The following is a 19,800-nucleotide window of genomic DNA, read 5'->3' as shown; positions in this document are numbered from 1 at the left end:
GCTGAACCCGCAAGTCTAAAAGACGGTGCCGTCGCTTTCGATCAGGAGCGGTGGCGCTCCGTCACGCAAGCGTTGTGCCAGCACACGGCCTGCCGCCCAGGTGCCGCCCTCGAGCACGCAGGCCAGCGGCAATTCTTCTTCGGTGCGGTCGAGCATCTTGCGCACGCGGGGCGCCAGCTCGTCGAGCAGGGCCACGGTGAGTGCGCGCCATTCGACGATGAACTCGTCCCCGGCTTTCCAGGTGCGCGAAAGAGAAGCCGGGTCTTTCGGCACGATCACGCCGCTGTCGATCAGCAGGCCGCCGTTGCGGTATTCGGGCAGGGCGGTGAGTGCGTCGAGCTGGCGCACCTTCACGCCGGCCCACTCGAAGGGTTCGAGCAGCGAATAGGTAAGCCACTGCGAAAGCTTGTGGAACGGCATCCACCCGTTGGTGAGGCCGGGCCCGCGCACCGCGCTGTGGCGCCAGCAGTCGCCAAGCGCGAGCGCCGGGTCGCTTGAACCGATGCCGCCCGCGGTGTCGCTGCCGTCGACGGCAATGCTGTCGATGGAGTTGGCCGAGGGCCAGATGCGCGAGAGCGTTTCGAGCAGCAGCGAGAGTATCTGGTGCGCAGTAATTTCGGCGGTGGGCGGCGCGGCAGCGCCAAAAGGTGCAACCAGCGCGTCGAACATGCCGGCCGGCCGGCCGTCGTCGCCGAAGGTTTCGGGCTGTTCGCTCATCGCTTCGCCCAGCCGACGCAGCAGCACGGTGCGGCCGGCAAGGCCCACCAGCGGATTGACGTCGCTCACCTGAAAAGCATCGCCGAGCCGGTCGGTGACCAGGCCGCGCAGTCCGGCCGCATCGGCTTGCAGCGGATGGTCGGGGTCGGACGAGAAAAGCCCGCTCGTGAAGGCATGAAAGCTCGCCACGCCCAGGCCTTCGGAGCGCGTGAAACGCTGGCCCGTGGCCGGCTCGGTGTAATGCCAGTTGGGGCCGGCGCCCGCATCGAGCAGCACGCTTACCAGCACCAGGTCGATGTGCGCACGGGCACGCTGCCGGGCGTCGATGCGGTCGCCGAGCAGCGCGTCGAGTTGCTTCAGCCGGTCGACGCCGCCGGCCTCGAAGTGGCGCCAGCGGCTGTGATACGGAATGGTGTCCCATGGGTAGCGCTCGCGCGTGACCTCGGCCACGGCGCGCGCCGCGTCGTCCACCGCATCGTCGCCGCCGATGCGAAACCATCGCGACTCGCCGCTGCGTGCGCGAGCGAGCAGCGCGGCCGCGCGTTCGCGAATGGCGCCGGTGGTGCGCAAGAGGGTGGCGGCGCCCGCGGGGCGGCTGGTGTCGGGCGCAAATTCGATCGCCGGATCGATGTCGCCCGCGCTGCCGGCCGGCAGGTTGCCCGATCCGTCCACGGGCAGGTATTTGTTGCTGTGTTCCTTGTTGTCGCTCATTCGCTCAATCCCCGGCCTTTGGCCTTCTTGAGTTCTTCGGCGGTCGGCACCGGGCCGGGCGTGAAGTAGCCGGCGGCCATCTTCGCGTCCATCTCAACTCGGGCGTCGGCCGGAATCAGTTCGTCCGGAATGTTCACGCGCTCGCCGATCTCGATGCCCGAGCCGGTGATCGCGTCGAACTTCATGTTGCTCATCGACACGAGCCGATGGATCTTCTTGATGCCGAGCCAGTGGAAGACATCGGGCATCAGTTCCTGGAAGCGCATGTCCTGCACCCCGGCCACGCACTCTGTGCGCGCGAAATACTGGTCGGCCGTGTCGCCGCCCACCTGGCGCTTGCGCGCGTTGTAGACCAGGAACTTGGTTACCTCGCCGAGGGCTCGGCCTTCTTTGCGCGAATAGGCAATGAGGCCCACGCCGCCGCGCTGCGCGCCCTGGATGCATTCTTCGATGGCGTGCGTGAGGTACGGGCGGCAGGTGCAGATGTCGGAGCCGAACACGTCGGAGCCGTTGCACTCGTCGTGGATGCGCGCGGTGAGCTCCACCTCCGGGTTGGCCAGGTCGCGCGGGTTGCCGAAGATGTAGAGCGTCTGCCCGCCGATGGGCGGCAGGAACACTTCGAGGTCGGAGCGCGTGACGAGCTCGGGGTACATGCCGCCGGTTTCCTCGAACAGCGTTCGGCGCAAGTCGGTCTCGGAGCAGCCGAATCGCCGCGCCACTTCGGGCAGGTACCACACCGGTTCGATGGCGGCCTTGGTGACCATGGCGGCGCCGCCGGTGGTAAGAAAGTGGCCGTCGGCCTTGAGCCGGCCGCTTTGCAGCGCCTCGATCACCTCGGGCAGGATCACGTGCGCCTTGGTGATGGCGATGGTCGGGCGGATGTCGTAGCCCGCGGCAAGCTCTGCGGAAAACACATCGGCCACCAGCGCGCCCCAGGGGTCGAGCGAAACGATGCGGCCCGGCTCGCTCCATTGCGGATAGGGGCCGATCACGTCGGTGGGCGCGGTGTTGGTGAGGTCGGCCTTGTGCTCGCGCTTGAGCGCGCCTGCCGCCACCGCAAGCGCGCGGTAGACGCTGTAGGAGCCGCTGTGCGTGCCGATGACGTTGCGGTGCGCCCGCTTGGTGGTGGTGCCCACCACCGGTCCGCGCTCGACGGCGGTGGCGGCGCCCCATCGGATGGGCAGCGCACCAAAGCCGCCGGCATGGGAGGTCAGCCGGATATGGCCGGTCGACGAGGACGCGTGGAGCGGGGGAAGGGGAGAGACGGAGATCGCCGGATCCGCGGAAATGCCAGGGGTCGCGGGAGGCGCCGAGATGGAGGAACGGGTCGCTGTGCTATCTGCGGACATTGGAGGCCCTCAAAAAATGCAATGTACCGATGAGCCGCGCCGCTGGCAAGCAGGGCGCGGCCATGGCCATCGCACTCGCGAACACGCGCGGAGCACGCCCGGGGAGGGGTCTGCTTCAGGCGGGCGAGGAGCGCAGTCCGTAGGCCTTGCCGCCGACGAAGAGGTATTCGGCGCGCAGCACCGGATCGCCTTTTTCGCCGGTGAAGGTGAAGCCAAGCACTGCGACGGGCGTGCCGGGTTTGATCTCTTCGACACCCCAGGCCTGCAGGCGCGTGAGGGGTGCCAGCTCGACGAGCCACTTGCGGTCGCGCCGGGTCGGCAACTGGGCCTTGGCCAGCAGTGCGGGGCCGTCGACCGCCGTGCTCTGCTTGGGCAGCGGGCGCTGCTTCAGGTCGGCGGGCAAGGTCGGGTTCTCGGGCAGTTCCAGTTCCAGTTCGCCATGCGGGTTGCGCCACATGACCTTGGTCGCACGCCCCTCCAGGTAGAGCGGGCGGTCCTGGTCGAAACTGCTCCAGCCGTGGTGAGCCCACGCCGGAAGGGCCAGGCTCAGCGAACCGGCAACGAACATGCGCCTTTGCATCATCTCGGACTCCTTGTTCAGTTCAGATGTAAGCGATCCAACGCCCGCAGATGATGACAGCGAGCCAAAACCCCAACGACAACAGGCATTGCAGCTTGGGTATGGCGCCGCTCGCGGCAAGCCCGCCGCGCGCGTGAAACCAGGCGGCGTTGGCGCCTGCCAGGCAGATCAGCAGCAGCTTGACGCGGAATGCGGAGTTGGCGAGCAGTTCGCCGGGCTGGCTTGCAAACATCGTGAGGCCGGTAGCGGCGCACAGGCCAAAACCCGCCAGCGCCGGCAGCAGCGTGAGCCGGGCCAGTTGGCTTTGCGACAGTTCCTTGCCCACCCCGAGCACGCGCAACTCGAAGACGAGCAGGCCGCCGAACAACATCGCAATGCCCACGATATGCACCACCTCCAGCGCCGGATAGGCCCAGGGGTGCGAAGCGAGGCCGGCCAGCATCCGCGCGCCTCAGGTGCGGGCCGAAGCCGGTTCAGGGGCCAAGAAGCATGCGGCAGCAGGTGGCACGGGCGCTCCTTCAGTGAGTTCGGGCGAGCTTAGCCGAGGACGCGACCCGGTGTCGCGCGGTAACGGCACAATCCGGCGGAACCTTTTTCTTGAACGGGCTGTAACCAGCCGGTCCGATGGCACGAAACACTATGGACAGCAGGACGCGAATGAGTGACGCCGAGGCGGCGCTGCGGAGCCTGTTCCTGCGCGGCCTTGCCGGCGACGCAGCGGCTTACCGCGAATTCCTGCAAAAACTCAGCGCGCACTTGCGCGCTTTTCTGGGCAAGCGCCTTTTCGGCTGGCCCGACGAAGTGGAAGACCTTGTACAGGAATGCCTGCTCGCCATGCACAACCAGCGCCATACCTACCAGAGCGACCAGCCGCTGACGGCCTGGGTGCATGCGATTGCGCGCTACAAGATGATCGACCTGCTGCGTGCCAAGTCGGCGCGCGAGGCGTTGCATGACCCGCTGGACGATGACCTGGCTGTATTCGCCGAGTCGGCCATCGACGCCAGCGATGCGCGCCGCGACATCGGCGGCCTGCTGGAGACCCTGCCGGAGCGCCAGCGCCTGCCGATCGTGCATGTGAAGCTCGAAGGCCTCTCGGTGGCCGAGACGGCGAGCCTGACCGGTATGTCGGAATCGGCCGTGAAGGTAGGCATTCACCGCGGCCTCAAGGCACTCGCGGCCAGACTCAGGAGCAAGACGCCATGAAAACCGACGATCTCGTGGCCATGCTGGCCACCGGTGCCGCGCCCGCGCCGCGCCGCGCCGCCGGGCGGCGCCTGGCAATTGCTGTGCTGGCCGGCGTGCCGCTGTCGTTTGCCATCCTGCTTGCCGAATACGGTGTTCGCCGCGATCTGGTGCAGGCCATGTTCTGGCCGATGTTCTGGGTCAAGGTGCTGTTTCCGCTGTGCATTGCGGCGGCGGCCTTCGTGACGGTCCAGCGTCTCGCACGCCCGGGCGTTCCGGTGCGGCGCGCCTGGATCGGCATTGCCGTGCCGGTGCTCGTGGTGTGGGTGCTGGCGGCCATGTCGTGGTTCAACGCGCCGCCCGAAGAACGCATGCCGCTGCTCATGGGCGAGTCGTGGCGCACCTGCGCGGTCAGCATCGGACTCATGGCGCTGCCCGTCTTTGCGGCGGCGCTGGTCGCGTTGAAGGGGTTGGCGCCCACGCGGCCGGCCTTGGCTGGCGCGGCCGCCGGAGGGCTGGCGGGCGGGGTGGGTGCCGCCGTGTACGCGCTGCACTGCATGGAACTGACGGCACCGTTCCTTGCGGTCTGGTACATCAGCGGCATTGCGGTGCCAGTGGTGCTGGGCGCAATGCTGGGGCCGCGCCTGCTGCGCTGGTAAACCGCACCGGCCGGGCGAGGGCCGGTCCGGCTTCAGCGCTTCTTGGCCCCGAAGATGCCGCCCAGCACGCCGCGCAAGATTTCCTTGCCAACCGAAGTGCCCATGGTGCGCACGGCCGACTTGGCCATCGTCTGCACCAAGCCGTCGCGCTTGCCGCCGCGCGGGCCGGTGCTGCCGAAGAGCAGGTCGTTCAGCATGCTGCTGCCGCCCTCGGAGGATTCGGCCGCTCCCTTGGCACCCGGCTTGGCGGCCGGTGGTGCATCGGGCGCGGTCTCGGCACGGCCTTTGAGCTTTTCGTAGGCCGATTCACGGTCCACAGTCTTCTCGTACACCCCGGCGACAAGCGAATTGGCAATCACGGCCTGGCGCTGCGCGGCTGTGACGGGGCCGATCTGGCTGCCCGGCGGCACCACGAACACCCGCTCCGTCACGCTCGGGCGGCCCTTGGCGTCGAGAAAGCTCACCAGCGCCTCGCCGACGGCAAGCTCCGTGATCGCAGTTTCGATGTCCAGGCCCGGCTTCTGGCGCATGGTGGTGGCCGTGGCTTTCACGGCCTTCTGGTCGCGCGGTGTGAAGGCGCGCAGCGCATGCTGAACGCGGTTGCCCAGTTGGGCCAGCACCGAATCCGGGATGTCGAGCGGGTTCTGCGTCACGAAATAGACGCCTACGCCCTTGGAACGCACCAGCCGCACCACGAGCTCGATGCGTTCGATCAGCGCCTTGGGAGCTTCGTTGAACAGCAGGTGGGCCTCATCGAAGAAGAACGCCAGCTTGGGCTGGTCGGGGTCGCCGATTTCGGGCAACTGCTCGAACAATTCAGACAGCATCCAGAGCAGGAACGTGGCGTAGAGCCGCGGCGAGTTCATGAGCTTGTCGGCGGCCAGGATGTTGACCACGCCCTTGCCGCCCACGGTTTGCATGAAGTCGGCAATGTTGAGCATCGGCTCGCCGAAGAACTTGTCGCCACCCTGGGTCTCGATCTGCAGCAGGCCACGCTGGATGGCGCCCACGCTGGCGGCGCTGATGTTGCCGTATTCGGTGGTGAACTGGCTCCCGTTCTCGCCCACGTACTGCAGCATGGCGCGCAGGTCCTTCAGGTCGAGCAGCAGCAGGCCGTTGTCGTCCGCGATCTTGAACACCAGGTTCAGCACGCCGGCCTGGGTTTCGTTCACGTCGAGCATGCGGCCCAGGAGCAGCGGGCCCATGTCGGACACCGTGGCCCGTACCGGATGGCCCTGTTCGCCGAACACGTCCCACAGGGTGACGGGGCAGGCGGCCGGTTCGGGCAGCTCGATGCCGCGTTCCTTCAGCGTGGCGGCCATCTTTTCGCCGATGCTGCCTTTCTGGCTCATGCCGGTGAGGTCGCCCTTGACGTCGGCCATGAACACCGGAACGCCGATGCTCGAGAGTTTTTCAGCGATGGTCTGCAGGGTGACCGTCTTGCCGGTGCCGGTGGCGCCGGTGATCAGGCCGTGGCGGTTGGCCAGGCTGGGGAGCAGGGCGCACTCGGTGGCGTCGTGGCGTGCTATCAGGAGGGGGTCGGCCATTGAGGGCTCCGGGTCGTATCGAAGCGGGCAGTCTAATCAAGCGGCGCTCCTATAATCCACGGCCCCCGAGGTAGTTACGGAAAAAGTTTCAGGAGGTTTTTTTGTCATCGACTGCTCAGCCCCCCATTCCCGCCGTTGGCGATTCACCTGAACAGTCGCCGATTGAAAAAGAGTTGGCCGTCTTGCTGGTGAACGCGCTCAATCTGGAAGTCGCCCCCGAAGACATCGTGCCGACCGATCCGCTGTACGGCGAAGGCTTGGGCCTCGATTCCATCGACATCCTCGAGGTTGCGCTCGAGGTGTCCCGGCGCTACGGCTTCCAGCTGCGCTCGGACGACGAGCGCAACCAGCAGATCTTCCAGTCGCTGCGCACGCTCGCGACCCACGTCGCCCAGCACCGCAGCGCCTCCTGATCCATGTCTCGATGGCGACTGGCGCTCCTGCTGCTGGTGGGAGTGGCCTATGCCGGCCTCTCTCACTGGATGATGCTGTTCCACCCCACCGAGCCGTGGGCAGTGGTGGTCTTGCTCGGCCCGCTCTGGCTGGCCGCCATGGGTTTTGCCGCCAGCAAGCTAGGCCGCTGGGGCTTCATTGCCGCCATGCTGCTCGGCATTGCAGGCTTTGCGCTCGTGTTCCTGGGTGAGGCGGGCGATACCAACCGGCTCTATGTGTTCCAGCATGTGGCCATCAACGGCCTCTTGTGCGGCTGGTTCGGCGCTTCGCTGCGCGGGCCCGGCCTGCCGCTGATCACCCAGTTTGCCCAGCGGGTGCATCCGCTCAAGGGCCACATGCTGGCCTACACCACGCAGCTCACCCGCATCTGGACCGCGTATTTCGCGCTCGTGGTCGTGTCGTCGATCGTGGTGTACCTGAGCCTGCCTTTCTCCGCCTGGTCGCTGCTGGCCAATGTGCTGACCCCGCTTTCGGTGACGCTTCTTTTCGTGGGCGAACACCTGGTGCGCTACCGCCTGCATCCCGAATTCGAGCGCACGCGGCTCATCGACGCGGTGCGCGCCTTCCAGGGAACATCGCCCATCGACAACGGCACCGGCAGCCGGTAGAGCAGGGGCCCGCGTGACCGCCGAAACCCGCCTGCTGCCGCTCATCACCAACCGGGACCTCGACGCGCCCCTGGCGTGGCGTGCCGGCGTGCCGGTGAGCACGCGCCAGTTCCTGGCCGACGTGGCCCGCTTCGCGCCGGTGCTCCCCGCGGAGGGCAAGGCCGTCAACCTGTGTGTCGACCGCTATGCCTTTGCCGTCAGCCTGGCGGCTGCGCTGGTGCGCGGCCATGCAAGCCTCTTGCCGCCCGACGCCCGGCCCGACACGCTCGCGCGGCTGCTCGAATCCGGCGGATCGAATCTTTTTGCGCTGACCGACGACGTCGGGCTGGCCACCCCCGGCATGCCGCGCGTGCTGATCGAAGACCGGTCCAGCCCCGAAGGCGGCGCCGGGCTCGAGGTGCCGGCCGTCGACGGCGGCATGCACGCCGTGAGCCTGCTGACCTCCGGCTCGACCGGCGTGCCCCAGCCGCACGCCAAGCGGTGGGAAACACTGGTGGGCGATGTGGCCGTGGCGGTGGAGCGGCTCGCCAGCCTGCTCGGGCGGCCATCGCTTGCCGGCCTGACGCTGGTTGCGACCGTGCCGGTTCAGCACAGCTACGGACTCGAATCGTCGGTGCTGCTGGCCATGCTGGGCGGCGCCGCATTCGAAAGCGGACGGCCGTTCTTTCCGGCCGACGTGGTGAAAACGCTGGCCTCAGTGCCGCGCCCGCGTGCGCTGGTCACCACGCCTTTCCACCTGAAGACGCTGCTGCTCTCGGGCATCGAGCTGCCGCCTGTCGACCTGATTCTTTCGGCTACCGCGCCGCTCTCGCCGCAGCTGGCGGCCCAGGCCGAGCAGGCGCTCGGCGGCGTGCTGATTGAAATCTACGGCAGCACCGAGTCCGGCCAGGTCGCCACCCGCCGCACCACGCAAAGCGAGGTCTGGGAGAACTTCGGCAACATTCGCGTGCATGCCGAACCGGGCGAGGGCGACGGACCCGAGCGCTTCATTTTCAGCGGCGACTTCCTGCCCGAGCCCACGCCCATGGCCGACGTGCTCGAGCTGCTCGATGCACGCCGCTTCCGCCTGTTCGGCCGGGCCAACGACCTGATTCACGTGGCGGGGCGGCGCAGTTCGCTCGCGCATCTGAATTACCACCTCAACAGCATCGCCGGTGTTGAAGACGGCGCGTTCTGGCTCCCCGACGAAGTGGCCGACGGCGTGGTGCGCCCCGTGGCGTTCGTGGTGGCGCCCACGCTCTCGGCCGGCGAAATCATCGCGGCGCTGCGGCAGCGGCTCGAGCCAGTGTTCGTTCCGAGGCGCGTGGTGCAGGTCAAGGCTTTTCCGCGCGAAGGCACCGGCAAGCTCACCGTGCGTGCGCTGCGCGAATTCGCGCTTGCGCAGCTTGCGGGAGACGACACTCCGGTGGAGTTTGCCCATGCGGTGCCCGTTGATCACCCGGCGTTTGCGGGCCACTTTCCCGGTCAGCCGCTGCTGCCGGGGGCGCTGATACTGGCCGAGGTCATGGAAGCCGTGCAGCGAGTGCCGGCCCTGGTTGCTCGCCTGGGCGCCCACCCCACGCTCGCGGCGGCCAAATTTTTGGCGCCGGTGCGCCCGGGGAGCATGCTCTCCATCGAACTGCAACCCGAGGCCGGCGCCGCGCGCGGCGTGCGTTTCGACGTGCGCTGTGACGGCGTGGTGGCTGTCACCGGCCGCTGGACCGCGGCGCCAGGCTCCGCGTGATGAAGCACACCGAAGCCGAGACGCACGCCGTGAAAGAGGCGTCGCAAACGGGGCAGCGCGGCGACTGGGCGCGCGCCCCGGAGCGCAGCAACATGCTGGCCCTGCGCTTCATCTGCATGATGGCGCTGGTTTTCGGGCGCCACGTCACGCGGCTGCTGCTGCCCCCGATCAGCCTGTACTTTCTCTTGTTCGCGCCCACGCCGCGCCGCCACATCAAGCGCTACCTGTTCAGGGCCATCGGCCCGCATGCGGGGTGGATCGACGGCTATCGCCTGCTGCACGCCTTTGCCTCGACGGTGCTCGACCGCGTGTACTTCCTGCGCGGGCGCATGGATCTGTTCGAGGTGAAGGTCAAGGGCAACCTGCCGCTGGAGACCGAGGCGCTGCAGGGGCGGGGCGCCTTTCTGCTGGGCGCGCACGTCGGCAGCTTCGAGGCGCTGGGCGCCTGCAAGCACCACAGCCAGCACAAGCAGGAGTTGCGGCTCGCGATGCTGATGTACCCCGACAACGCGCAGCGCATCACGGCCATTCTGAACGCCATCAGCCTGCCCGAGGCGCGGCCCCACGTGATCGCGCTGGGCCGGCCGCATTCGATGCTCGCCTTGCGCGACTGGCTCGACCATGGCGGCCTTGGCGGCATGCTGGCCGACCGCACGCTGCCGGGCAGCGAGGACCAGCCCGCGCAGCAGCGCGGCAACAACATCGTGCTGCCTTTTTTGGGCCAGCCGGCCAGTTTCAACGACGGCCCGTTCCGTCTCGCGGCGCTGCTGCGGCGCAAGGTGTTCTTCATGGCCGGCCTCTACGGCGGCGGTGCGCGCTACGATGTCCAGTTCGATTTGCTGGCCGACTTCAGCGAACGCGCATCCGACCCCGCCGAGCGGGAACGCCGCATCCGCGCGGCAGTCGAAGCCTACGTGGCGCACCTTGAAGCGCTGTGCCGCGCCTACCCCTACAACTGGTTCAATTTTCATGATTTCTGGCTCGAAGATTCGGTTTGACTGGCTTTGCAGGAGCCTGCTGCTGGCACTGGCCTGCTGCGCCGCGCCGGCGTGGGCTTTCGACCTGTCCGAGTTGATGGGTTTGCTTTCCAAGCAGAAGAGCGGCGAGGCGCGCTTCACCGAGCAGCGCTTCGTCCACGGCCTGGAAGGCCCGCTCGATGCGCGCGGCACGCTGAGCTTCGAGGCACCCGACAAACTGGTGCGGCGCACCTTGTCGCCGCGCGTCGAAACCATGGCGGTCGAAGGCAACACGCTCACGCTCTCGCGCGGCGGCCGCAACCGCACGCTCACGCTCGACAGCATGCCCGAGCTGCTCGGCCTGGTCGAAGCCATGCGCGGCACGCTGACCGGCGACGGCACCACGTTGCAGCGCTATTTCCGCAGCACGGTGGGCGGTTCGGCCAGCAACTGGACGCTCGACCTCGCACCGATCGACAGCCGCCTGGCGGCGCAGATGCGCAGCATCCGCATCACCGGCCGCGCGGGCGAAGTGCTGGGCCTTGAGATGGAGTTCGTCGGCGGCGACCGCTCGGTGATGAACATCACGCCCGAGCGGACTGGCGCCGCTCCCTCTGCGCCAGCGGGCGCTGCCGGGCGCACCACGCCGTGATCGCGCGCGAGACCGGGGGAGGGCCGCCGAGCTGGCAGCGCCGCGCGTTGGTGCTGTTGGTGTGGGTTGTCATCCTGCTCGGCGGTGCGCTGCAGATCGCGCGCACGCAATTCAGCGCGGACCTTTCGGCTTTCCTGCCCAAGAGCCCCGACGTGCGGCAGCAGGTGCTCATCGAGCAACTGCAAAGCGGCGTGGCGTCGCGCACGCTGCTGCTCGGCATCGAGGGCGGCGCCAACGTGGAGCAGCGCGCCGCGGTGTCCCGTGCGGTAGCCAAGGCCATGCGCGAAAGCCAGCTGTTCGACCTGATCCAGAACGGCGACACCGGCGACTGGACCGAAGCCGGCACCTGGGTCTTCGATCACCGCTACCAGCTCTCGCCGGGCGTCAGGCCCGAGCAGTTCACCGTCGACGGATTGCGCGACGCAATCAACGAAACGCTGTCGATGCTGGGCACGCCCGCCGGCAACGTGATCAAGCCGTTGCTCGACCGCGACCCGACCGGTGAGACGCAGCGCATTGCCGTGGACCTGGCGCCGGCCAGCGCGCCGCGTACCGAGGGCGGCGTGTGGATGTCGCGCACAGCGCCGCGCGCCCTCATGATCGCCACCACGCGCGCCGCGGGCAGCGACCTCGACGCACAGGCCGCGGCCATTGCGCGCGTGCATGCGGCCTTCGATGCCGCAACGCGCGCCATGGGCGAGGCCGGACCCAAGCTGCTGCTCAGCGGCCCGCCGGTGTTCTCGGTGCTGAGCCGCGACAAGATCAAGACCGAAGCGATCCACCTTGCGATCGTGGGCGGCATCGTGATGGGCGGGTTGCTGCTGCTGGCATTCGCGTCGCCGCGCGCGCTGGTTATCGCGTTCCTGCCCGTGGCCACGGGCGTGGTCATCGGCACTGCCGCGGTGGGCGTGGTGTTCGGCTCCGTGCACGGCATGACGCTGGGCTTTGGCAGCACGCTGATCGGCGAGACGGTCGACTACGCCATCTATTACCTCATTCAGGCGCGCGGCGCCGCCGCGGCCGGCACCGGGTGGGCCAGGTGGCGCGACGTGCACTGGCCCACTGTGCGGCTCGGGCTGCTCACCTCGGTGTGCGGGTTTGCGGCGCTGGTGTTCTCGGGCTTTCCAGGCCTCGCGCAGCTGGGCGTTTTCTCGATTGCGGGGCTCGTGGCCGCCGCGCTCGCCACGCGCTACGCGTTGCCCATGCTCGCGCCCGACGGCGCCACGGGCATGGGCATGCGCAAGTACATGGCGCGCGGCGCCGGCCTGCTGGTTCGCGGCCTGCCGCGACTGCGCTGGGTGCTGGCCGGCCTCGGTGTGGCCGCGCTGGCGCTGGTCATCTGGCAGGGCGGGCATCTTTGGCGCGCCGACCTCGGCGCGATGAGCCCGGTGCCCAAGTCGGCCCAGCAGCTCGACGAAATGCTGCGCGCCGACATCGGCACCGGCGACGGCAGCACGCTGGTCGTGGTCTACGGTGCCGACGAAGAGGCCGCGTTGCGCAATACCGAGGCGGCCGCCGCGCGGCTCGAGGCGCTGGTCGACAAGGGGGAGCTCGGCGGCTTCGAAACCGTGACGCGCGTGCTCCCGAGCGTGGCAGCCCAGGCGGCGCGCCTCGCCAGCCTGCCGGACGGCGAAACCCTGCGAAACCGCCTTGCCGAGGCCACCCAAGGGTCGCCGTTGCCCGCCACGCGCCTCGGCCCCTTCCTGGCCGAAGTCGAAGCCGCGCGCAAGCTGGCGCCCGTGCGGCGCGCCGACCTGAAGGACGGCCCGCTCGGTTCGGTCGTCAACACGCTCATGTACCAGCGCCCCGGCGGCGGCTGGTCGACGCTGGTGGTTCTGCACCCGGGCCCGAAGTTCGATGCGGGGCGGCTCGAAGCGGCGCTTGCGGGCGCGCCTGAAGTGCAAGTGGTCGATGTGGGCCGCGAACTTGCCGGGCTCTATCAACGCTACCTGCATGAGGCCTTCGTCCAGGTGCTGCTCGGCGCATTGGCCGTGGTGGTGTTGCTCGGCATCTACCTGCGTTCGGGCAAGCGCCTGCTTGCGGTGTGCCAGCCGCTGGTGGTTGCGGTGGTGCTCACGCTCGGCGGCATGGCCGTGCTCCAGGTGCCGCTGGGCATCCTTCACCTGGTCGGGCTGCTGCTGATCGTTGCGGTCGGCTCCAACTACGCGCTGTTCTTCGACCAGCTGCGCGTGGCGGGCCGGGCCGACGAGGACACGCTGGCCTCGCTGATGCTGGCCAACCTGACCACCGTGGTGTCTTTCGGGCTGATCGCGATTTCGGACATTCCGGCGCTGTCGTCGATCGGCCGCGTGGTCGCGCCGGGTGCCTTGCTGGCGCTGCTGCTCTCGGCTGCGTTCGCGAGCCGGATGGCGCCGCCGCCCGCACGCGGCTGATGGGAAAATCCCGAGCCATGTCATCCGCATCCGCCGCACCGTCTGAATCGTGGCCCTGGCCGCCGGCCATTCGCGCGAGCGCGGCCTTGCACGTGGCCGCCATCGGCGCGGGCGCGCTGGTGCCGGGGGCGATGCCCTGGGCCATCGGTGCCGTCGTGCTGAACCATGCGCTCATCACCGGTGCGGGGCTCACGCCGCGCAGCAGTCTTCTGGGGCCCAACGTTACGCGCCTGCCCGAGGCGGCCGGCGCCCGGCGCGAAGTGGCCATCACCATCGACGACGGCCCCGAGCCCGAGGTGACGCCCCGCGTGCTCGATCTGCTGGACGCGCATGGCCAGCGTGCCACCTTTTTCTGCATTGCCGAGCGCGTGCTTGCGAACCCGGCGCTCGCGCGCGAAATCGTGGCGCGTGGCCACAGCATCCAGAACCACACCGCGCGGCATCGGCACAATTTTTCTTTTCTTGGCCCGCGCGGCTTTGCGAGCGAGATTGCCCGGGCGCAGGAAATCCTTGCGGAAACCACCGGCCAGCGCCCGACCTGTTTCCGTGCGCCGGCCGGCTTGCGCAATCCGTTCCTGGAGCCGGTGCTGCACCGGCTCGGTCTTTCGCTCGTGAGCTGGACGCGCCGCGGCTTCGACACGCGCGAAGGCGATCCCGCCAAGGTCATGGCGCGCCTCGCCCGCAACCTGCAGGCGCGCGACATCCTGCTTCTGCACGACGGCAACGCCGCGCGCACCCCTGAAGGAAATCCCGTGTTGTTGGAGGTATTGCCCTTGTTGCTCGAACGTCTGCGCGCCGAAGGCCTTGGCGCCGTCACTTTGCCCGAGGGGCTGAAGCCATGAGCGCTGTGCTGCCTTCTTCAACCGGAACGACCGACAGCGCATGGCGCGAACTGCACGAGGCCGCCACCATTCCCTACAAGAAGGGTGGCAGCTTTGCCTGGCACTTTGCGCGCGGCAAGCTGGGACGCGACCCAGTGTTTCGTGGGCTGCTCGAGCGCGGCTTGATCGGTGCGGAGCATCGGCGCGTGGTCGACATCGGCTGCGGGCAGGGGCTTTTTGCGAGCCTGCTCGCGTCGATGAGCCAGATGCAGGCGAAGGGCCGCTGGCCGTCGTCGTGGAAGCCGACGCCGGCCGCGGCCGACTACACCGGCATCGAACTGATGCCCAAGGACGTGGCACGTGCCGAGGCCTCTATCGGCCATCTGCAACCGGCGCCGAAGCTGGTCTGCGCCGACATGTGCTCGGCGGCGCTGCCGGATTGCGACCTGGTCGTGATTCTCGACGTGCTGCACTACGTGAGCATCGAAGCGCAGGACGGCGTTCTGCAGCGCGTGCGCGATGCGTTGCAGCGCGGCGGCAACTCGAACGCGCGGCTGCTGCTGCGCGTGGGCGATGCATCGAGCAAGCGCGGCTTCGCCATCAGTCAGTGGGTCGACCGCACGGTGACGCGCATCCGAGGCCACAAGGTTTCGCCGACCTGGGGCCGTCCGCTGGCCGACTGGATCGCGGTGCTGCAGCGGCTGGGTTTCAGCGTGCAGAGCATTCCCATGAGCGAAGGCACGCCCTTCGCCAACGTGCTGCTGGTGGCCGACTTGGGGCCCTCTGCGTGACAACGGCCCCGCAAACGCTCGACCGTGCGGGCATTGCGCAGCGCATTCCGCACAGCGGCAGCATGTGCCTGCTCGACCGGCTCGAGCGCTGGGACACCGAGTCGATTCATTGCAGCACCCGCACGCACACACAGCCCGACAACCCTCTGCGAACGGCAGGCGGCCTGCTCGCGCCCAACGCCATCGAATACGCCGCGCAGGCGATGGCGCTGCACGGCGGCCTGTTGGCCGCCGAAGGAAGCGCGCCATCGGCCGGCTTTCTGGCGAGTGCGCGCAGCGTGCGCTTCTCGGTTGCTCGCCTCGACGACGTTGCAGGCGCATTGCAGGTGCAGGCGCGGCGCCTTTCGGGCGATACGAACCAGATACTTTATGAATTCGCGGTGACGGACAGCGACGGCCTCATGCTGGCCGAAGGCCGCGCCGTGGTGGTGCTGAACACGCCGCTTGCAACCGGAGCCACTGCCTCATGAGCCTTGAAGGAAAACGTGCACTGATCACCGGTGCCAGCGGCGCACTGGGCGCCGCCATGGCCGAGCGCCTGGCACGCGACGGCGCCACGGTGCTGCTGCACGCCAACTCGCGTCCCGAAGCGGTGGAGCAGTTGGCGGCCACCATTGCGGCTGCTGGCGGCAAGGCCGAGTGCCATGTGTTCGATTTGCGCAGCGATGAAGCCTGTCGCACGGCATGCGAACGCATGCTCGAAGATGGGCCGATCCAGATCGTCGTCAACAACGCCGGCGTGCACGACGATGCCGTGCTGCCCGGCATGCGTGCCGAACAGTGGCACAAGGTGATCGATGTCTCGCTCAACGGCTTCTTCCGCGTGACCCAGCCGCTGCTGCTGCCGATGATGCGCACACGTTGGGGCCGCGTGCTCAATATCTCGTCGGTCTCGGCGCTGACCGGCAACCGCGGACAGGTCAACTATGCCGCCGCCAAGGGTGCGCTCAACAGCGCGACCAAGGCGCTTTCGCTCGAAGTGGCGTCGCGCGGTGTCACGGTCAACGCCATTGCGCCGGGCATCATCGCCTCGCCTATGGCCGACGCCGCCTTCGACCCCGCCATGGTGAATCAGATGGTCCCGATGAAGCGCGCCGGAACGCCGCAGGAAGTGGCGGCGCTGGCTTCTTTCCTGGCCAGCGACGAGGCGGCCTACATCACGGGGCAGGTGATTTCGATCAACGGCGGAATGATCTGAGCTTGCTGCCGGGCGCCCCAACAAAGAAGCGCTATCTCTGAAAAGGCGGCGCCTCCCGAAGCTTGCGAAACACAAGCCCAGGCAGCCGCAGCACGAATTCGACCATCAGCCGCGTGTGCATCCACGTCAGCAGCACGTTGTCGCGTCCATAGCGAAAGTGCGAAACCCCGCCTTCCTCGGCCGTCAGGTACTTCACCGGCGCATCGATGTTCACGGGCTTGACGCCACGCCAGGCCAGCCGCACGACGGCTTCGGTGTCGAAGTCGAAGCGGCGCATCCACGGTTGCCGCGCCATCACGGCGATCAGGTCGGCCACCGGGTACACGCGAAATCCGTAGAGCGAATCGCCGACGCCGGCGAACAGGGTTTCGAGCTGGGTCCAGCCGTTGGACACGCGCCTTCCGCGCACGCGCAGCAGCGGGGCGGAGGCGTCGAACACCGGCCGGCCGAGCACCATGGTTTCGGGGCGCGCCTGCGAAGCGGCCATGAACGAAGGAATCAGGTCGGCCGGATGCTGGCCGTCGGAATCCATGGTCAGCGCGTGCGTGAAGCCGGCCTCACGCGCCGCGCGCAGGCCGTGCAGCACGGCCGCGCCCTTGCCCTGGTTTTGCGGCAGCAGCCAAACGCGCAGGCCTGGGTCGCGCGCAGCCATTTGCTGCAGGCGTTCGCCGGTGCCGTCGGTGCTGCCATCCACCACCACCCACACGGGGTTCCATTGGGCGCGCGCCGCTTCGACGGTCGAAAACAGGCGTTCGCCCGTGTTGTAGCTGGGAATCAGGACAAGGTGTGTGCGCGAGGCGTCTGGCATGCGGGGGACGCGTCGGTGGCGCGCTGTTCCATGTTTTGGCGAAAGTATTGTTCCAGCTCCGATTGCAGCACGTGGCTGTCCTGCAAGGGCGCGAACCGCTCGCCCAGCCGCAGCTTGAAGACGATGGGCAGCGGCGGCACGCGCCACAGCGGCCAGCCCTTGCTGAGATAGGGCGAGTCGGTCTCGATGAATACGGTCTGGATGGGTGTCTGCGCGAGCTTGGCGATCAGCGTCACGCCGTGGCCGAAGGGATTGAGCGGCGGCGTAACCGTGCGCGTGCCTTCCGGAAAAATGACCAGCTGCCCGCCGTTGCGAAGGTCTGCCACCGCCAGCCGCACCATGGTGCGCGCCGATTCGTTGCTGATGTAGCGCGCAAGGCGCGCACCCGCACCAAGGAAGATGTTGCGCAGCAGGTCGGCCTTCATGATGCAGGCACTGCGCGGCAGCCGCGCCACCAGCAGCAGCGCATCGAGCATCGTGGGATGGTTGGCAACGAAGATCACGCCGGGCTCGCTGCGCATCGGGTCGAGGCAGCTCGCGTCGATGCGCATCATTCCCGTCACGGAGGCCAGGCCCCAGAACATGCGATAGGCAAAGGCGATAGTCAGGCGGCCCAGCTTGCGCGCGGGCGCCTCCGGCATGACCGGATACAGCAGCATGGCGACGAAGTTCCAGACCAGCGAAATCAGGCCCAGGAACAGCAGCAGCGCGTAGAGCATCAACGCGAGCGGAATGGTCGTGAGAATGCGCAGCACACGGGTCATCGACATCTCGTCGGTCCGGTCGAATCGCAACAACGGGTCAGGCCCGCAGGCGACCCGGGGCGACAGCATGGGCTTCGATCTCCACCAGCAGGTCGCTGCGGCAGATGTCCGCCTCCAGGTAGACCGCATGGCGGATCATCGGCGCATCGGCGCCCAGCGCGTTTTCGAGCACGCTGCGCACCGCATCGGTGTCGGCCGGATGGCGCACATAAACCACGCAGTCGAGCATTGCGAGCGAAAACGTGGCCGTGACCTGGCTGTTGGCCGCCGCGATCACCGCCTCGAGGTTGCGCAGCGTCTCGCGCGTTTGCTCCAGCACGTCTCCCTGGTGAACGGTTTCATGCCCCACGATGCTCGCGGTGCCCGAGATGAAAAGCGCCACGTCGCCGTTGCCGACATCCGCCAGTGCAGCGCGAGAAAAGGTAGGCGAGCGCGGGCCGTAGGTTTCGGGATAGCGATAAGCCGAGACCTGGCGCGGATTCTCGACCGGCACGGGCGCCGTTTGTCCGGCCAGGAACCGGATCGACAGTGCGCCTTGGTGAATGCCCAGCGCACACGCCGCAGGGGCGCCTTCGAAGGCAGCGCGGCCGGCCTCGAAAAACGCTTCTTGCCGCCCGAGGTTGAACTGGCGGTAGCGCTCCAGCCCGCCGCCGTCGGCATTGATCTGCGGCAGGTAGTTCCAGATGCGCAGCAGGTGCGGCGTGGCCGCGTGGTCGAGCGTTTTGAATAGGTCGCGGTAGGCGCTGTGCGCAATTTCGGCGAGGTTCTGTTTTTCCGCGGATTCATCGATGTCGATGGCGCCGAGCAGCCAGTGGCCATTGCTGCGCCAGCGGGCGATGCCGGTGGTGCCCGACTGGACCTGGCCGCCGTCCACGTGCCACACGTCGGCCATCGCGCCTTGCGCGGAAAGCACGCGCGCGTTGACGGTCGGCATCCATGCCAGCCCGTGAGGCGTGCCGTAGCCGAGCGCCGCAAAAGGCGCGGTGCCGTTGGCGGCCAGCGCAAGGCTGTCGGACAGTGAAAGGCGCTCGACGCGCAGATGAGAAATTTCGCCCTGTACTCGCACGGTCAGCCGGCCTCGACGGTGTTTTCTGGCTTGCGGGCCATGTATTCGGAAAAAACGCCCAGGCTCGCATGCCGGCGCACTTCGGTGAAGCCGGCGGCGCGCAATGCCTCCAGCACGCGCTCGGGCGGAATGCAGGCTTCGATGGTGTCCCAGTAATAGCGCCACAGCTCCGAGGTGTTGCTGCGGCGGCCAACCACGCGGGCGATCAGCGGCACCACCGCGCGCATGTAGCCCTTGAGCAGGGCGGTGGCAATGCGGCCCTGCGGCTTGGTGATTTCGAGCACCACCAAGCGTCCACCGGGGCGCAGCACGCGGTGGAACTCGCCGAACGCGGCTGCCACATCGCTGATGTGGCGCATGGCGTAGCCCATGCTCACGAAGTCGCAGCTGGCATCAGGCCGGGGCAGCGATTCCGCCACACCCGGAACCAGCTCTACGCCCGGCAGGTCGATTTGTTCCATCATGCCCACGCTGGGATCGACGCCCACCAGCTTGCCCGTCGGGCCGATGATCTTGAGCGCCTCGCGCGCGACCAGCCCGGTGCCGATGCCGACGTCGAGCACCTGTGCGCCGGCAACGAGGCCGGCCTGCGTCAACGCGGCACGCCGGTAGGCCGGGCCGGTGCCGAAGGCGAGCACGCTCTCGATGCGGTCGTAGTCGGCGGCTGTGGTGTCGAAGATGCGGCGCAGAAACGCCTGGTGCTCCGCCTCGTTCTTGTAATACAGCGGCAAGGGGGTATGCGGCGGCAGGATGGCCGGATTCCCGGGAACGACAGAAGGCGATGGCGTCATCGACGGATTATCACCAAAAGACCCGGCC

The 19,800-nt window shown here is 68.0% G+C and carries 21 protein-coding genes; 12 read left to right on the top strand and 9 right to left on the bottom strand.

Features of this window, described 5'->3' with window-relative positions; translation table 11 throughout:
- Positions 1 to 15 precede the first annotated feature (15 nt).
- The 4 genes from V9L21_RS13285 to V9L21_RS13270 all read right to left on the bottom strand — a co-directional run bounded on the left by V9L21_RS13285 (position 16) and on the right by V9L21_RS13270 (position 3,799).
- Complete coding sequence (locus V9L21_RS13285; protein ID WP_337312510.1) at positions 16 to 1,428, bottom strand: URC4/urg3 family protein; 1,413 nt, start codon at positions 1,426 to 1,428, stop codon at positions 16 to 18.
- Complete coding sequence (locus tag V9L21_RS13280) at positions 1,425 to 2,777, bottom strand: GTP cyclohydrolase II (RefSeq protein WP_337312508.1); 1,353 nt, start codon at positions 2,775 to 2,777, stop codon at positions 1,425 to 1,427. The genes V9L21_RS13285 and V9L21_RS13280 overlap by 4 nt, the downstream gene beginning before the upstream one ends.
- Positions 2,778 to 2,892: 115 nt before the next feature.
- On the bottom strand, positions 2,893 to 3,360 hold the full coding sequence (locus V9L21_RS13275) for a DUF6152 family protein (protein ID WP_337312506.1): 468 nt from the start codon (positions 3,358 to 3,360) through the stop codon (positions 2,893 to 2,895).
- Between the two features lie 19 nt (positions 3,361 to 3,379).
- Positions 3,380 to 3,799, bottom strand: coding sequence for a hypothetical protein (locus V9L21_RS13270; protein ID WP_157614087.1), 420 nt, complete (start codon positions 3,797 to 3,799; stop codon positions 3,380 to 3,382).
- Between the two features lie 182 nt (positions 3,800 to 3,981).
- Between V9L21_RS13270 and V9L21_RS13265 the strand changes: the two genes are divergently transcribed.
- Complete coding sequence (locus tag V9L21_RS13265) at positions 3,982 to 4,563, top strand: sigma-70 family RNA polymerase sigma factor (protein WP_443304813.1); 582 nt, start codon at positions 3,982 to 3,984, stop codon at positions 4,561 to 4,563.
- Positions 4,560 to 5,201, top strand: a complete 642-nt coding sequence (locus V9L21_RS13260) for a DUF1109 domain-containing protein (protein WP_337312503.1) — start codon at positions 4,560 to 4,562, stop codon at positions 5,199 to 5,201. Before V9L21_RS13265 ends, V9L21_RS13260 begins: the two co-directional genes overlap by 4 nt.
- Positions 5,202 to 5,233: 32 nt before the next feature.
- Here the strand turns inward: V9L21_RS13260 and V9L21_RS13255 are convergent, their stop codons facing one another.
- Complete coding sequence (locus V9L21_RS13255; RefSeq protein ID WP_337312501.1) at positions 5,234 to 6,748, bottom strand: helicase HerA-like domain-containing protein; 1,515 nt, start codon at positions 6,746 to 6,748, stop codon at positions 5,234 to 5,236.
- 101 nt (positions 6,749 to 6,849) lie between these two features.
- Here V9L21_RS13255 and V9L21_RS13250 point away from each other — a divergent pair, with 101 nt between their 5' ends.
- The 10 genes from V9L21_RS13250 to fabG are packed head-to-tail and all read left to right on the top strand — an operon-like array spanning position 6,850 to position 16,343.
- Positions 6,850 to 7,161: a phosphopantetheine-binding protein gene (locus tag V9L21_RS13250; protein ID WP_055796895.1), complete on the top strand. Its 312-nt coding sequence runs from the start codon at positions 6,850 to 6,852 to the stop codon at positions 7,159 to 7,161.
- A 3-nt stretch (positions 7,162 to 7,164) separates the two neighbouring features.
- Positions 7,165 to 7,809 (top strand): hypothetical protein, encoded by a 645-nt coding sequence (locus tag V9L21_RS13245; protein ID WP_126746037.1) that lies wholly within the window; start codon positions 7,165 to 7,167, stop codon positions 7,807 to 7,809.
- A gap of 13 nt (positions 7,810 to 7,822) precedes the next feature.
- On the top strand, positions 7,823 to 9,532 hold the full coding sequence (locus tag V9L21_RS13240) for an AMP-binding protein (protein WP_337312499.1): 1,710 nt from the start codon (positions 7,823 to 7,825) through the stop codon (positions 9,530 to 9,532).
- On the top strand, positions 9,532 to 10,530 hold the full coding sequence (locus V9L21_RS13235; protein ID WP_337312497.1) for an acyl-CoA synthetase: 999 nt from the start codon (positions 9,532 to 9,534) through the stop codon (positions 10,528 to 10,530). Before V9L21_RS13240 ends, V9L21_RS13235 begins: the two co-directional genes overlap by 1 nt.
- Positions 10,502 to 11,140, top strand: a complete 639-nt coding sequence (locus V9L21_RS13230) for a LolA-related protein (protein ID WP_337312495.1) — start codon at positions 10,502 to 10,504, stop codon at positions 11,138 to 11,140. The genes V9L21_RS13235 and V9L21_RS13230 overlap by 29 nt, the downstream gene beginning before the upstream one ends.
- Positions 11,137 to 13,533, top strand: coding sequence for an MMPL family transporter (locus V9L21_RS13225; RefSeq protein WP_337312493.1), 2,397 nt, complete (start codon positions 11,137 to 11,139; stop codon positions 13,531 to 13,533). The genes V9L21_RS13230 and V9L21_RS13225 overlap by 4 nt, the downstream gene beginning before the upstream one ends.
- Positions 13,533 to 14,375 (top strand): polysaccharide deacetylase family protein, encoded by an 843-nt coding sequence (locus V9L21_RS13220; RefSeq protein WP_337312491.1) that lies wholly within the window; start codon positions 13,533 to 13,535, stop codon positions 14,373 to 14,375. The genes V9L21_RS13225 and V9L21_RS13220 overlap by 1 nt, the downstream gene beginning before the upstream one ends.
- Positions 14,372 to 15,145, top strand: coding sequence for a class I SAM-dependent methyltransferase (locus V9L21_RS13215; protein ID WP_337312489.1), 774 nt, complete (start codon positions 14,372 to 14,374; stop codon positions 15,143 to 15,145). Before V9L21_RS13220 ends, V9L21_RS13215 begins: the two co-directional genes overlap by 4 nt.
- Positions 15,142 to 15,615 (top strand): hydroxymyristoyl-ACP dehydratase, encoded by a 474-nt coding sequence (locus V9L21_RS13210; protein WP_337312487.1) that lies wholly within the window; start codon positions 15,142 to 15,144, stop codon positions 15,613 to 15,615. The genes V9L21_RS13215 and V9L21_RS13210 overlap by 4 nt, the downstream gene beginning before the upstream one ends.
- Positions 15,612 to 16,343: a 3-oxoacyl-ACP reductase FabG gene (fabG, locus tag V9L21_RS13205; protein WP_337312485.1), complete on the top strand. Its 732-nt coding sequence runs from the start codon at positions 15,612 to 15,614 to the stop codon at positions 16,341 to 16,343. Before V9L21_RS13210 ends, fabG begins: the two co-directional genes overlap by 4 nt.
- 31 nt (positions 16,344 to 16,374) lie before the next feature.
- Here fabG and V9L21_RS13200 read toward each other — a convergent pair whose 3' ends face one another.
- Genes V9L21_RS13200 through V9L21_RS13185 form a run of 4 tightly spaced genes read right to left on the bottom strand, consistent with a single transcriptional unit; the run spans position 16,375 to position 19,772 of the window.
- Positions 16,375 to 17,151: a glycosyltransferase family 2 protein gene (locus V9L21_RS13200; protein WP_337312483.1), complete on the bottom strand. Its 777-nt coding sequence runs from the start codon at positions 17,149 to 17,151 to the stop codon at positions 16,375 to 16,377.
- Positions 17,118 to 17,921, bottom strand: a complete 804-nt coding sequence (locus tag V9L21_RS13195) for a lysophospholipid acyltransferase family protein (protein ID WP_337312481.1) — start codon at positions 17,919 to 17,921, stop codon at positions 17,118 to 17,120. Before V9L21_RS13195 ends, V9L21_RS13200 begins: the two co-directional genes overlap by 34 nt.
- Positions 17,922 to 17,952: 31 nt before the next feature.
- Positions 17,953 to 18,981 (bottom strand): chorismate transformation enzyme, FkbO/Hyg5 family, encoded by a 1,029-nt coding sequence (locus V9L21_RS13190; protein ID WP_337312479.1) that lies wholly within the window; start codon positions 18,979 to 18,981, stop codon positions 17,953 to 17,955.
- 2 nt (positions 18,982 to 18,983) lie between these two features.
- Positions 18,984 to 19,772: a class I SAM-dependent methyltransferase gene (locus V9L21_RS13185; protein WP_337312477.1), complete on the bottom strand. Its 789-nt coding sequence runs from the start codon at positions 19,770 to 19,772 to the stop codon at positions 18,984 to 18,986.
- Positions 19,773 to 19,800 lie beyond the last annotated feature (28 nt).

This window comes from Variovorax sp. CCNWLW235 (assembly GCF_037204085.1).
GTDB lineage: Bacteria > Pseudomonadota > Gammaproteobacteria > Burkholderiales > Burkholderiaceae_C > Variovorax.
The sequence above is the reverse complement of the archived record's forward strand: the minus strand, read 5'-3'. Positions and strand labels throughout refer to the sequence as shown.

Excerpts from the sequence above, each read along its gene's own strand:
- V9L21_RS13285 (WP_337312510.1), bottom strand. The coding sequence starts at position 1,428 with ATGAGCGACAACAAGGAACACAGCAACAAATACCTGCCCGTGGACGGA.
- V9L21_RS13280 (WP_337312508.1), bottom strand. The coding sequence starts at position 2,777 with ATGTCCGCAGATAGCACAGCGACCCGTTCCTCCATCTCGGCGCCTCCC.
- V9L21_RS13275 (WP_337312506.1), bottom strand. The coding sequence starts at position 3,360 with ATGATGCAAAGGCGCATGTTCGTTGCCGGTTCGCTGAGCCTGGCCCTT.
- V9L21_RS13270 (WP_157614087.1), bottom strand. The coding sequence starts at position 3,799 with ATGCTGGCCGGCCTCGCTTCGCACCCCTGGGCCTATCCGGCGCTGGAG.
- V9L21_RS13265 (WP_443304813.1), top strand. The coding sequence starts at position 3,982 with ATGGCACGAAACACTATGGACAGCAGGACGCGAATGAGTGACGCCGAG.
- V9L21_RS13260 (WP_337312503.1), top strand. The coding sequence starts at position 4,560 with ATGAAAACCGACGATCTCGTGGCCATGCTGGCCACCGGTGCCGCGCCC.
- V9L21_RS13255 (WP_337312501.1), bottom strand. The coding sequence starts at position 6,748 with ATGGCCGACCCCCTCCTGATAGCACGCCACGACGCCACCGAGTGCGCC.
- V9L21_RS13245 (WP_126746037.1), top strand. The coding sequence starts at position 7,165 with ATGTCTCGATGGCGACTGGCGCTCCTGCTGCTGGTGGGAGTGGCCTAT.
- V9L21_RS13235 (WP_337312497.1), top strand. The coding sequence starts at position 9,532 with ATGAAGCACACCGAAGCCGAGACGCACGCCGTGAAAGAGGCGTCGCAA.
- V9L21_RS13230 (WP_337312495.1), top strand. The coding sequence starts at position 10,502 with ATGATTTCTGGCTCGAAGATTCGGTTTGACTGGCTTTGCAGGAGCCTG.
- V9L21_RS13220 (WP_337312491.1), top strand. The coding sequence starts at position 13,533 with ATGGGAAAATCCCGAGCCATGTCATCCGCATCCGCCGCACCGTCTGAA.
- V9L21_RS13215 (WP_337312489.1), top strand. The coding sequence starts at position 14,372 with ATGAGCGCTGTGCTGCCTTCTTCAACCGGAACGACCGACAGCGCATGG.
- fabG (WP_337312485.1), top strand. The coding sequence starts at position 15,612 with ATGAGCCTTGAAGGAAAACGTGCACTGATCACCGGTGCCAGCGGCGCA.
- V9L21_RS13200 (WP_337312483.1), bottom strand. The coding sequence starts at position 17,151 with ATGCCAGACGCCTCGCGCACACACCTTGTCCTGATTCCCAGCTACAAC.
- V9L21_RS13195 (WP_337312481.1), bottom strand. The coding sequence starts at position 17,921 with ATGTCGATGACCCGTGTGCTGCGCATTCTCACGACCATTCCGCTCGCG.
- V9L21_RS13185 (WP_337312477.1), bottom strand. The coding sequence starts at position 19,772 with ATGACGCCATCGCCTTCTGTCGTTCCCGGGAATCCGGCCATCCTGCCG.